The organism is Nostoc sp. LEGE 12454 (assembly GCF_056620565.1).
In genome coordinates this window covers 56,484-69,400 of the sequence record NZ_JBWQXL010000026.1, presented here as the reverse complement: position 1 = coordinate 69,400, position 12,917 = coordinate 56,484, and the positions used below count along the sequence as shown (strand labels likewise).

General features: G+C 40.0%; 9 protein-coding genes. 4 read left to right on the top strand and 5 right to left on the bottom strand.

All coding sequences use genetic code 11. The features are described 5' to 3' along the window. Positions 1 to 107: 107 nt before the first annotated feature. From AC1F2U_RS23460 to AC1F2U_RS23450, 3 genes are all read right to left on the bottom strand, one after another. Positions 108 to 590: a hypothetical protein gene (locus AC1F2U_RS23460; RefSeq protein WP_480263284.1), complete on the bottom strand. Its 483-nt coding sequence runs from the start codon at positions 588 to 590 to the stop codon at positions 108 to 110. Between the two features lie 99 nt (positions 591 to 689). Next, positions 690 to 5,168 (bottom strand): translation initiation factor IF-2 N-terminal domain-containing protein, encoded by a 4,479-nt coding sequence (locus AC1F2U_RS23455; RefSeq protein ID WP_480263283.1) that lies wholly within the window; start codon positions 5,166 to 5,168, stop codon positions 690 to 692. Positions 5,169 to 5,360: 192 nt separating this feature from the next. Next, a complete protein-coding gene (locus AC1F2U_RS23450; protein WP_480263282.1) occupies positions 5,361 to 6,278 on the bottom strand; it encodes a histone deacetylase family protein in 918 nt (305 codons plus the stop codon). 107 nt (positions 6,279 to 6,385) lie between these two features. On the opposite strand from AC1F2U_RS23450, the gene AC1F2U_RS23445 reads away from it, so the two are divergent. Next, positions 6,386 to 7,411: a mechanosensitive ion channel family protein gene (locus AC1F2U_RS23445; protein WP_480263281.1), complete on the top strand. Its 1,026-nt coding sequence runs from the start codon at positions 6,386 to 6,388 to the stop codon at positions 7,409 to 7,411. Positions 7,412 to 7,461: 50 nt separating this feature from the next. Here AC1F2U_RS23445 and AC1F2U_RS23440 read toward each other — a convergent pair whose 3' ends face one another. Next, positions 7,462 to 8,241, bottom strand: a complete 780-nt coding sequence (locus tag AC1F2U_RS23440; RefSeq protein WP_480263280.1) for an MBL fold metallo-hydrolase — start codon at positions 8,239 to 8,241, stop codon at positions 7,462 to 7,464. A gap of 113 nt (positions 8,242 to 8,354) precedes the next feature. Between AC1F2U_RS23440 and AC1F2U_RS23435 the strand changes: the two genes are divergently transcribed. Then, on the top strand, positions 8,355 to 8,792 hold the full coding sequence (locus tag AC1F2U_RS23435) for a VOC family protein (RefSeq protein WP_480263279.1): 438 nt from the start codon (positions 8,355 to 8,357) through the stop codon (positions 8,790 to 8,792). A gap of 9 nt (positions 8,793 to 8,801) precedes the next feature. Here the strand turns inward: AC1F2U_RS23435 and AC1F2U_RS23430 are convergent, their stop codons facing one another. After that, positions 8,802 to 10,487 (bottom strand): S-layer homology domain-containing protein, encoded by a 1,686-nt coding sequence (locus AC1F2U_RS23430; RefSeq protein WP_480263278.1) that lies wholly within the window; start codon positions 10,485 to 10,487, stop codon positions 8,802 to 8,804. 227 nt (positions 10,488 to 10,714) lie between these two features. On the opposite strand from AC1F2U_RS23430, the gene AC1F2U_RS23425 reads away from it, so the two are divergent. Continuing rightward, entirely contained in the window at positions 10,715 to 11,608 is an 894-nt protein-coding gene (locus tag AC1F2U_RS23425) for an alpha/beta fold hydrolase (protein ID WP_480263277.1), read from the top strand. A gap of 125 nt (positions 11,609 to 11,733) precedes the next feature. Further along, positions 11,734 to 12,792, top strand: coding sequence for a serine/threonine protein kinase (locus AC1F2U_RS23420; RefSeq protein ID WP_480263276.1), 1,059 nt, complete (start codon positions 11,734 to 11,736; stop codon positions 12,790 to 12,792). Positions 12,793 to 12,917 lie beyond the last annotated feature (125 nt).

Sequence of the window (12,917 nt, the reverse complement as noted above, 5' to 3'; positions counted from 1 at the left end):
TTCAGAAATTCAGTCATCTTTTTACATAAATTTGATTAACTAGGGCTATAAATAAAGTATTAAAGATAAATTGTTTAATTCTTCATCAAATAGTTCAGTAAAATTACTTATTTCCCGCCAGATGTCGCATCAGCTGTGTCAGTACTAGTGAATAAGGTAAATTGAGGCAAAACTCGCCAATCTAGATTAAAACGGCTAGACAAGCGATCGCTGAGAAATGCAGCACTCAAGCTGGAAGATGGATTATAACGAATATCTGTATTCACATCCCACTTATTACCCGTTAGTGCTGAAACTGCTACCTGCAAAGGTAAGTTTCCCGGACGCCAAAATAATTCTGCTAAGGCTCTAGCCGATTCGTCATACACTCCACCTAAGCCTACTGTCAGATTTTCCGATAAACCCCAACGCCCAGCAATTCCGCCCCGAAAGCCAGAAAAGTTGCCCATGCGATCGCTATTTGCCACTACAGCATTAGTATCTACCTGACCAGTTTTTACAACAGTTTGTCCTTGGCGCAAAGTCCAATTTAAACTAGGGAGAACAGTTGCTTGACCGCAGAAATACGATATTTCTATCTCAAGGAGCAAATTCCGTTAAGATACTTAGCCCAAGTTACGGTTTATGAAATTTAGGTTTTTTGTCGCGCGCAATACCTGCGGCGGGCTATGCGTAAGCACACCACAAATTTAGCTGAAGAGGCGAGAAACATCAACGAAACCTTCATGAAGACTAACAATATTTGAAACTTCAGAATACATACTTCCGACTTTACCTGATTGATGGGTAAATAAATTATGGCAACCCACAATTATTAATAGTTCTTGAGCGCGAGAAAATGCAACGTTAACCCGTTCTGGTTTCTTGGCAAATCCCACATCTCCTTTGCTATTATTGCGAACCATACTGACAATTACAATAGGTCTTTCCATACCTTGAAATCTGTCTACTGTACCAGTACGAATTTCTAGCGAAGGAAAAAGTTCAGATTGCAGACGTTCATCGATTTTTCTTAATTGAGCGCCATAAAATGTAATTACGGCAATTTCTTTTTTTGGTTCCCCATTAGCAACTCTAGAAGTCCAAGTATTCTCAAACTGATGACACAAACGTTCAATCGCATCAATTTCTGGAGTATTGAAGTAAGAAGTTCCGTTTCTTTGCTCTAAAAACTGATTCTCTATAGGCGTTTTTACCCAGATAAGATGCTGAGATTCTTGGATAATTTCGCTTGCTAAATGATGTGCGCGTTTTGTGTCAGGCTCTAAAATACCAGATTCTAGTTTACCGTCATAAAACTGATTAATTGCTCCCATAATAAATGGATGCATTCGATATTGTGTAGTTAGCATTTGTTTAATACTTTCATCAGCAGATTCAAACTGACTTTTAAATAGTGATTCTTCTAGGAATTGTAGTTCGTCTCGTGTATTGCCAATTGTTTGAGCAACTTCTTCTAAAGTGCTAGTATCAAGCATGGGTGGTAATTGCCGATGATCGCCTACCATGACTAACTTTTTGCCTTTCAATGCGGGGATTAGTAACTCTGGTGGGGTACACTTACTAACCTCATCAATGATGACAACATCAAAAGATTTGAATTCTTCAGAAAAACCTCTATTTGCAGCTTGAACGCAGGTGATACCGACGACGTTGGCATTATCTAAATAAATGCGCCTTAAATCGTCGCGATTGCCTTCAGTTGGCTCTCTTAGTTTTCTTATCCAATCTTGAACAAAATTCTGATATTTATTGAGATAAATTTCGTCTGTTTGGAGTTGTTGCTGCCAAGATTCAAACTGAGTATTTATTTTGCATAAAAACTCTATACTAAACAAGTCAGTTTGGGAATTTTCTGGTTTAAATTTATCAGGTATTGTTTGCCATTCTGTCAACCACCAGCTTCGTTCTTCTTTTAAGTTTTCTGATGGCTGTGGTTGTGATTTTTGTTCTAGTTGGTGTAGATTAATCTGTAGTCTTTGAAGCTGCTGTAAAGAAGTTTCAGTTTCTTCTTTTAGATTTAATAAATGCTGATTTAGAGAATGTTTAATTATTTCCAGTACAGCAAAAGATTCTAATGATGAGATTAATGTTTCAAGCTGACTAATGGAAGTTTCCCAGTAATTTACTTGATTTGCAAATTCTTGGGGTTGCTCCCAAATATTTGATTGTGTTGCCAGATATTTTTCAACTAGAATACGTAATTGAGCAGGGATATTTTTTTGATTAAGTTCTTGCAAGATATTAATAACTGTTCCAAGTTGGGAATTAGCATCTTGCTGTGCTTTTTCTACGTCAGCTTGAGTAATAGATATTTGCTGTTGGCTAACTTCATTTTTCTGAAGTTCATTTAATTGTCGTTGCAGATGCTGAAGCTGTTGTTCAGTTTCCGTTTTGACTTTTAAAACGCATTGACGCGCATTTGTAAGGATAGTATCTAGCAATTCTTCTGTAAGGCGGGTGAGAGTAGAATCAATGTTATTCCATTCCCATGATGCACCATAAGTCCGTTGCATTCTAACTAAGAAAACCTGGGTATTCTCAACTAGTAATTTTCGCTGTTTGGGGTTTAGTAGCTGATAGTTACTGAACTGTTGATAGGTTTCTTGCCATTGGGTGCGATCGCTCTTTGATAGCATCATTGGAATCTGGCTAAAGTTTTGTTGTAAAAAATAGCTGAAATTATGCTGTTTCCCCTGTCTATCAGTAAAACCTCCGTCTATTTCATAAGCGATCGCCTTTGCTAATACTTCCCAATCAGGTAGATTTATTTTATAATTTTTTGGTACTATTGGGAGTTTTAATGTATTAGCAAACATCAATAAACCTAGTGGCAAGTCAACTAAATTTTCTGTGAGAGGTAAACCTGATTGATGACATTCTTTTAAAGTTTGATAGAGATGAGAAGGTGCTGTAGATTTCCATTCCTTAACTGCTGAGATAATGTAATCTATTTCCCGTTGGCGGTTTTGCCATATCTGGATTGTTTGCTGTATGTTTTGCAGTTTGGTAAGATATTGCTGATAATCTGGTTGTAACTGATTTAATGAGGCGAAATTTTGTTTGACAACCTCCACTGATGCCGCAACTTCTAAGATGGCTTTACTTGCCTCTTGAGCATAAGTCAAGGAAGCTTTAAATTCAGAAATTTCTATTGCTACAGTTTCACGCAACCAAGCCGCTAAACCAAAAGCACCAAGCGCCGGACGCACAAAGCCAAGTTCATCAGTATATTTGATGGTTTGACGAACATTTGCTAAAAACTCTTCTACTAAACTGTTACCTTCTGTGTAGGGCTTAAGAAGTGGCAAAAAATCTGTAACTTCTGAAGCTTCCCAGTTGATATTTGGTAAAGTATTTAATATATTTTCTAATTTTGCAATTAGTGATTCAACATCGTTCTGTTTTTCTACAATTTCATTGTAATATTTTTCTTGATTTTGAAAGTTTACCTCTAGTTTTATCTTATTTTTATTGAATTTAGTTTGTTGTTGATTAAATTCTTCCTCTGCTTGGAAGTAAGCGGTAAATCTTTGTGATGATGCCAGTAATTGAGTGAAAATTTTAATATTTTCCAGCCGTTGAGTCAGATTATTTTCGCAGTCAGTTGCAGTATTTTCTAGCCATCTACCAATCACTTGGTCTTCTAAAAATGGCTGTCCTTCTTCCCCAACTTTTTCGGCTCTACCCTTGCGTACAGCGCGAATTACTGGGTTGTGAACTAATCGACTCAGGGCGTTATCTACTGCTAAATTGGCTTGAGATGCAATTAGAGTGCGTCCCCCGCGAAGGGCAATTTGATAGCAAATCTCCGCAATTACGGTAGTTTTTCCAGTACCTGGCGGCCCTTGGATGAGAACAAGATCTTTTGCGGCAAGTACCTTTTCCACTGCTGCTTTCTGACCAGGATTTGCAGAAGATAATAATAAATCTTCTGGCTGAAGTTCAACAGTTGTTTTGATCTGTCTAGCCTGAGAAGCATCGAATAAAAAGTTGCCTAAATAAGGATTTTGAGTATAACCATTATTCAAATCATCTAAAGCTTTTTTCTTACGCTGAATCTGCTGAATATCACCAACTGCTTCAAAACACAAAAATCCTGTATCTGGCAACTTATAACGCTCTGATACCATGAATTCAGCTAAGTCGCGTTCTAATCTGAGGCTGATAATACAACGGTTGGGATCAACTTCTTCAACAGTCCCTAATTGACGACCGCTAATCCAATTTTTGCCGACGGGAGCAGTTTCAAAAAGCTTTAAATCTTCGTTTTTTGTGCGTCTTGCTCGTTCCCAAAAGTTTTCGACATCGAGAGAATTTTGATAAAAGCCGTCAAGGGTAGCTGAGGCTACATCAATTTCAAAACTGATTCGTCTTTTAAAATTATAGTTATGAGTTACGTAACGCACGCAAAATTGACGCGCTTTAGCGATTTTTTCTTCAATTTGCAAAAACGCTTTCCAAGCTTTTAGCTGATCTTCTGTAGGCACATTTTCGCCACAAACTGGCGCGGTAGCGATGCGCTTCAATGTCGCGGGCGGAATATCGAGATGATGCTGATGATTAGCCAGTAAACGTAAGCGACAAGGTATAGCATAACTGTCGGCGTGTCCTCGTGAAGGTTGTAACAACTGAGCCGAAAGTATTTTTAAGCCGTCGCGTCCATCTTTTTGTACAGCCGCTCTAAATCCTAATGTTTTTTTGAGCTTCTCAAGTCTTGCGGGTAATGGAAAATCATCGGAGTCTGTTGCTATTGTCAAATCCCAGATTTCCTCTCTTACCTCTTTTCCCGCGCCTTTGCGACGCACATAAAATAGACAAGGCTTTTTACCGAAACATTCATACATTAACTGATTGGCGCGATCGCGCCGCTCCTTAAAATCGGAATATGATTTCAAGGCAGCCTCACCTTCAAGATGGCGGATAAAGCTATCAATTGCTGAAGCTATAAACGTATAGCCCCAATCTTCAGAGGTTGTTTTAGTTTTTGAGGATTTTGCTGTTAGTTTATTTGCTATTGCACGAATACGTTCTGCATCGGATTCTGAGATTGTACTGGTATGACCTTTGACTAGTATGTTGAGCTTGTCGCAAATTAATAATAATTTCTTACTATCCAAATTTAATTCTTTTGCTAGTTCGTATATTCTGAGTTTGCCGTTGTTCATCCAATACTGCCTTTGCCAACATTTCAAGGACAATTGAGGGTTTAACTTTAAACGCAGAGGAGCGCAAAGTTGATTTTAGTCTCATTTGCTACAAATTAAATTTGGTAATCCTCTGCGTACCTTTGCGTTTACCTTTGCGTTCCTCTGCGTTTAAAAACTCTACGATTTCGGTTACTACTACCCATTAAATGACTATAGTTTATACTGCTGATAAATTTGACTGGCGGCCCGATGCAACAGGGAATGCCGCCATACTAAAGATTTCATATCATCAGCATAACCACCGCCAATAACGCAGGCAACGGGATAACCGCTACTTACACAGGTACTCAAAACCTGCATTTCCCGGCGAAAAATGCCAGTATCTGTAAGAGCTAATTTGCCCAAGCGATCGCCTATATGAGGGTCAACGCCTGCATCATAAAATACTAAGTCTGGCTTGACTTTAGACAACAAATCTGATAAATAATTCGCCAAGATTTGTAAATAAGCGTCATCTTCCATTCCTATCGGCAAAGGAACATCCAAATCGCTGTTTTGTTTAGTACCGGGAAAATTGACTTCGCAGTGCATAGAGAAAGTAAAAACGCTGTCGTCGTCTTGGAAGATAAAAGCTGTGCCGTCTCCTTGATGGACATCCAAATCGACAATGAGGATTTTTTGGACGAGTCCAAATTTTTGTAAAACGCGACAGGCGATCGCTAAATCGTTGAAAATACAAAAACCAGACCCATAACTAGGAAAAGCATGATGAGTTCCACCAGCCGTATTACAAGCTAAACCATGACCTAATGCCAGTTTTGCAGTCAGTATCGTACCACCTACCGCTACACAAGTACGATTCGCTAATGCTGGACTCCAAGGCAAACCAATGCGACGTTGTGCTTTGGGGTCTAGGGTTCCTTCGCAATAAGCTTGAACGTAGCTTGGAGTATGGACTAACTCTATCAATTCTGGTGACGGACGTTCGGGGGTATGAAATTGTTCTTGATTTGCTACACCATCAGCTAACAGCAATTCGTAGAGTTGTCGGAACTTAGACATCGGGAAGCGATGTCCTTCAGGTAGGGGAGCGATATAATCTGGGTGGTAAATAATTGGCAAGTCCATAAAGAAAGAAAATTTCAAGCAGCTAATCCGACAACAAGGTAAAATTTAGCCATAATCACAGTAAAAATGCTGTTCTTGTAAATCTAAACTTCCAAATTTAAATTAATATGATGGAATGGATTCCGCCCATAGCATTTATTCTAGCTGGCTTACTAGCTGGAATAATTGCTGAAAAAGTTATCTTAAAAAAACTGGAAAAATTCGTTAATAATAAACGAATTGCCGGGGGTAATATTATATTTCACTCTCTGCACCGCATGACTTTTATTTGGTTTGTCATTGGCGGTTTTTTTTGGGCAGTTCTGAGTTCTCCCATCAAACCAGATATTGCATTAGTACTGCAAAAAATTCTGACGATCGCACTGCTATATTCAGTAACTCTAGTTTTAGCCAGATTGACTGCTGGTTTTGTGAATTTATTTATTCGCAGAGCAGAAGGGGTTCCCACGTCACTAATTTCTAACCTGGCTAAAGTTACTGTTTTAGTTTTGGGAACATTAATCATACTGCAAACTGTGGGTGTTCAAATTACCCCGATCGTCACAACTTTAGGTATTGGTGGTCTAGCAGTTGGTTTGGCACTTCAAGACACACTTGCAAATTTATTTTCTGGTTTTTACTTAATTATTTCTAAGCAAGTTAGAACCGGAGACTATGTAAAATTAGATGCTGGGCATGAGGGATATGTTATAGATATTTCTTGGCGGAATACAACCATTAGAGAAATTTCCAATAATGTCGTCATCGTTCCCAATTCTAAGTTGTCTTCGGCTATTTTCACCAACTATCATTTACCTGCAAAAGAAATTACTTTAACAATGGAAGTGGGCGTCAGTTATGATAGCGATTTGGAACAAGTTGAAAAAGTGACTGTAGAAGTTGCTAAAGAAGTCATGCAAGAAATTGCACCGGAATTAAAAGATAGCGAACCATATATCAGATTTCATACTTTTAATGATTTTAGTATAGATTTTACACTTTATATGCGGGTAAGCGAATACTTCGATCAGCGGATTGGTAAACATCTATTTGTCAAAAAATTACACAAACGCTATCAACAAGCAGGAATTCAAATTCCTTTTCCGATTAGAGAAGTGTATATGCAAAATAATTCAGCTATGGAAAAAAATTAGTAGTTGCCATGTTAGTTTAATAACATGGCAAGCAGTATCTGCCCTCGAATTTAAATTGCTAATGCTCGTTTTTCTAATGGTAGTTCAAAGCGATCGCCCGGTTTTGGCTCAAATACCCGCGTCGAAAGATTGTTCTTTTCTAATAACGAACGAAATTCCTCAGCACTTCCTTTAGTTTGAATGAGTTTCATCAGCAAGCCCTCAAAGGACACATCTCCACCAGCAGCAGTAGGTATTATTACTTGAGGCTGTAATGATTTGACGACTTCTAAAGCACTATTTTGTCCTTTAATAATCGGCCCAAGCAAAGGTAGCGTCATGTCAATAAACGGTGTAATCACTACATCGATAGGTGCAGATTGCTGAAGTTGTGGAGAATGATACCCGTGAGGCTCGTAGTATACAGTTAAACCACTTTCCAATTCTTTGAGGAGATAACTATTTTCTACCAGAGTCGGGCCGATTGGAGAGCCAGGGAAAGCCTTGATTTCTACTTGATTATTTAAGGTGAAAGTTTCACCATGAGCCAATACTGTTACTTGGGTGTAATCTAACTGCTGTACTACCTTAGCAGCATTGGGAGAAGCTACAACCTTGATGCTGCGATCTAACAGCTTGAGCGTTGGTGGGTGAGTATGGTCTTCTAAACCCTGAGAGAGCAGGATTAAATCAATATTATCTGGGATTGGGCGATTTTGCGATCGCGAACCTTTAAACAACCAATCTAAATTGCTGAAAATCAACGAACCAACCAGCCAAGGGTCAATTAGTATTCGTTTACCGCCGATTTCCAGCAGCCAAGAGTTGCTGTCTAACCAAGTTAAAAACATAAATTTTGTGAAGATAACGCCTACCTTCATTATCAATCGTGTCAGCTTGCTTAGTAAGCACTGAGGCTAATACCTATATTCGTCCGGTCAAGTCTAGACATGGAGTTTTTTTTATGTCCGATCTTGGTTTTACTCACATTGCACTTGCAGTTAGTGATGTTGATGCAAGTATCTCATTTTATGCAAAGTATGCCCAGATGACAGTCGTGCATCATCGCATCGATCGAGCGACTCAATCAGATGTTGCTTGGATTAGTGACCTGACTAGACCTTTTGTGATCGTCCTAATTAAAGCAGCTAAAGTAGAAGGCGCACTTTTACCACAATCCCATCTTGGGGTAGCTTATCAGAATCGTGGGGAAATCGATCGCCTGTGCAATCAGGCACGCGCTGAGGGAATACTGCTGGATGGGCCAAATGACTGGGGCCATCCGGTTGGCTATTGGGCTTTTATTCGAGACCCAGATGGTCATACACTAGAAATTTCCTATGGTCAGGAAATTAGTTTTACAGTTGAGCAAGCTAGAGACGCAATTAATCGCGTCTCTTAAAAGAAAATATTATTTATTACCACGGGTACGTCCCCCTTCATCGTTACTACCACCGTGAGGACGAGAATTACCTGGGTCACAGCCCTCAGCACCATTACCAATTCCTTGGTTGCAATGGCGACGCGGTTTGACGCCCTCTGTTGAAGTTTCAGTTTGATCCTCAACTGCAACTTGTTGTTGTCCAACGACATACTGCGAGGAGATGTTTGCTACTTCTCCGGTGCTAGACAGGGCTTGGTATAGCAAAGCAGATACTTCAGACCTGGTTGCGACCCGTTCAGCATTTAGCAAGTTTACATTGGGATAGTTGACGACTATACCGCGTTGTGTTACAGCAGCAATCAGACTGCGATATTCACTATGAATAGTAGTTGCATCGCTGTAAACAGATAAGATCGTATCCGTGGAACCACTGCTTTGATAATTTAATCCTTGCGCTAATGCTACCAAAATATCAAGCCGAGAAAGCTTTTGACTGGGGTTGAAACCTTTGCCAATAACAGCGTTTAAAAAGCCCATTTGATAAACTTCGCTGATGGCATTGTAAGCCCAATATTGAGTTGAGACATCCTTAAAAGCGATCGCTTGGCGAATTTTCCTCTTGGCAAACGCTTTTCGCAGCATTGCCGCAAATTGGGCACGAGTTACTGGTGCATCTGGGCGGAAAGTCCCATCAGGAAAACCTTCGATAATTTCCATCGAGGCTAATTTAGCAATAAAATCTTTAGCCCAGTAGTCTGTGGAAACATCAGAAAACTCAACCTGGAGAGGGCGAGACAGTCTGACTTGGTGATAATTCATTAGCATTTGGCTAATGTCGTAGCTAGAGTTATCGCTGACTTCAATCACCTGTACCAAACTGCCAGGAGTAGTTTGCAAAACCTTTGCCAAGTCGGAATTAAAGACATTCACGAAGGACTGACGCACTAAAGCATAATCACCCTGAGTAAAAGAAACGGGATAAACGCTGGTTCCGGCAATTTTTGACAAACCTTCTACTTGGAACTGACTACCTTGAAAAGTTTGGGAACTGCTCAGGAAAATAACACGTTGGTTCCTGATTTGGGTGAAGTAGTCGTAAGTGGTAGTACCTGCGTCAATAGTGCCGTTTTGGTCAGCATCAACACCATAAACAGTGCGAACGACTTGGTATTCTCTAGGTTTGGCTGACAAAATCAGGTTAACTGTGGTACTTGCCGACAAACATTCAAATTCGCTATAGCCAATAAAACGGTTTTGAACATCATACAATCGCACGACGATGCGATCGCTAGCTTTTAACCCCTTAACAAATTTTGCTTTTTGCTTAATCTTGTACTTGTAATCACCCAAAAACTGCTCTTTTAAATAGCCCTGGCCACTTTTACTTTTAACAGAAATGCGAGCAATCACTTCTGAAAAGTTACCAGATGGTTGCCAAATGGCAAGGCTAAAACCTGTTTTTTTCGCTTTTACCGAAACGTTACGGCTTTCTGTAGTCACAGGTTGCCGTTGGATAGTGGTGTGATTCCTTGTTTCTACTTCCTTATGGGCTAAAAGTTGTTGTTGTGTGGAATTATCTGTTATTTGAGCGACGATGGTAGAGAACCCTAAAGCTGCATAGGCAGAAGATATTGGCGAAAATATTGCTACAGAGGTTGCAGCAAGAACAACTTTGCTCATTTGAGCAAAGTTACTTTGAGTTATGTATTTCATCCCACACTACCATTCGTCTAAAAAGTCACAGGGCTATTTGATATCCCTCGACTTATTAATCCCTTGGGGTAGATGGAACTAACATCTCATCAGTGCTGAGTGCTGAGTTAGGAGTTAGGAGTGTTGAGTTATGAGTGTGATTATTGCTTTTTTACTCAGCACTCAGCACTCAGATTTTGGTCAGAGAACATTACTATATTTGAAGAAACACTTTATGAATCTTATTAATGACTGTAACTACACAACAGCTTCCAACTCAAGACGCCTTTGAAAAATTCATTTGGACTTGGCAGGGTTACAAAATTCAGTACACTGTCATGGGTACGGGACGCCCTTTGGTACTGGTTCACGGCTTCGGTGCTTCCATTGGACACTGGCGCAAAAATATCCCAGTTTTAGCTGATGCTGGCTACCAGGTATTTGCTATAGACCTTTTAGGTTTTGGCGGTTCTGATAAAGCGCCGATTAATTACACTGTGGAAGTTTGGGTGGAACTGTTGAAAGATTTCTGCACAGCACACATCCAAGAACCTGCTGTATTTATTGGCAACTCCATCGGCGCACTTTTGAGCTTGATTGTACTGGTAGAACATCCAGAAATTGGTGCTGGTGGTATTTTAATTAACTCTGCGGGTGGGTTGAGCCATCGTCCTCACGAATTGAATCCGCCGCTACGGATGGTGATGGCAGCTTTTAATCGGTTTGTGCGATCGCCAATTACAGGTAAATTTGTCTATAACCGCATCCGCCAAAAAGCCCAAATTCGCCGCACCCTCTACCAAGTTTACCGGAACCGTGAAGCCGTCACCGATGAATTGGTCGATTTACTTTATACTCCCTCTTGCGATCCAGGAGCGCAACAAGTCTTTGCATCTATTCTCACAGCTCCTCCTGGCCCAAGTCCAGAGGAACTTTTGCCCAAAGTAAAACGTCCTTTATTAGTAATTTGGGGTGCTGACGATCCCTGGACACCAATTACCGGGGCCAAGATTTACGAAAAGGCACGGGAGAATGGCAAAGATATCAAAATTGTTCCCATTCCCAATGCCGGTCATTGTCCTCACGATGAGGTTCCAGATATTGTCAATGCCCAGATTGTCGATTGGCTAGAGCAAAAGTAATCATTTCGCCTTTCTGCCGATATGTATTAGCCCAAGCAAGGTAAAAATGGGGCTAACAATCTGGGTGAGTGGATCTTAATCTTTGAATTGCGCCTTGACATAATCAAACTCGTATGGTGTGTGAAATGGAGCTTGATGTGCGTAATGGAGATAAAAGGGTAATACCCTTAAATCACCATCCAGATTTTTCAGAACTTGGTTATCAAGTCATCAGCGAACTAGGACGCAACCGAGAAGGGGGACGGATTACTTATCTAGCTAATATCCTCAATTCTAATCAACAAGTGGTAATTAAAGAGTTTTGTTTTGCTCGTGCAGGTACTGATTTATCAGGTGTGAAACCATATCAGCGCGAAATTGAAATCTTGCAACAACTGAATCATTCCCGCATTCCTCGCTATCTAGATTCCTTTGAAATGCCAGGGGCTTTTTATCTGGTACAGGAATATAAAAATGCCCCATCCTTGGGATTAAAACGCAGCTTTCATCCTGAAGAAATTAAGCAAATTGCTCTGTCAATCTTAGAAATTTTGGTTTATCTGCAAAAGCAAGTTCCGCCAATTATTCATCGGGATATTAAGCCAGAGAATATTTTGGTTGATGAAGAACTAAATGCTTACCTGGTTGATTTTGGGTTGGCTAGAATACAGGGTGCGAAAGTAGCTCTGAGCAGCTTTATAGCCGGAACTCCAGGTTTTATGCCACCAGAGGAACAGTTTGGTCATTCCCTGACTGAGGCATCAGATTTATATAGTTTAGGAGCAACACTAATTTGCTTACTTACTAATACCCGTTCTGTTGAGATTGGCAAATTAATTGATGATAACTATCGCTTTAATTTCCAGCAATTAGTTCCTCAAATCAGTCCGCGTTTCCGGTGGTGGTTGATGAAAATGGTGGAACGTAACCGAAAACGTCGCTATGCTAATGCGGCTATTGCTTTAAAAGCACTTGGGACAATTGAGGTTGTTGGTAGTGCGACTGGGTTAGATAATTTCATCAGTACAATCAAACCTAGAAAACGAGCCACTTTGTTGGGACTAACTACTGTTGTTACACTAGCTGCGGTTGCAGGAATTTTAATAAATTATCAGCCTGGTAATATGGTTAGGAAATTGTCGGAAGCTAGAGAATGTCAAAACTTTGATTTAAGCTCAGATTGCCAAGATAAAATCGGAAATTAAGATTAATTAGGTTGCATCTGGCTAAGGATTACAGCAGTTTTCAATTGAATAGACTACACGCGTAGGGGCACAATATATTGTGTAGCTTGTTTTTTTGCTAAATCAACAAACAAAGCGATGCTTCG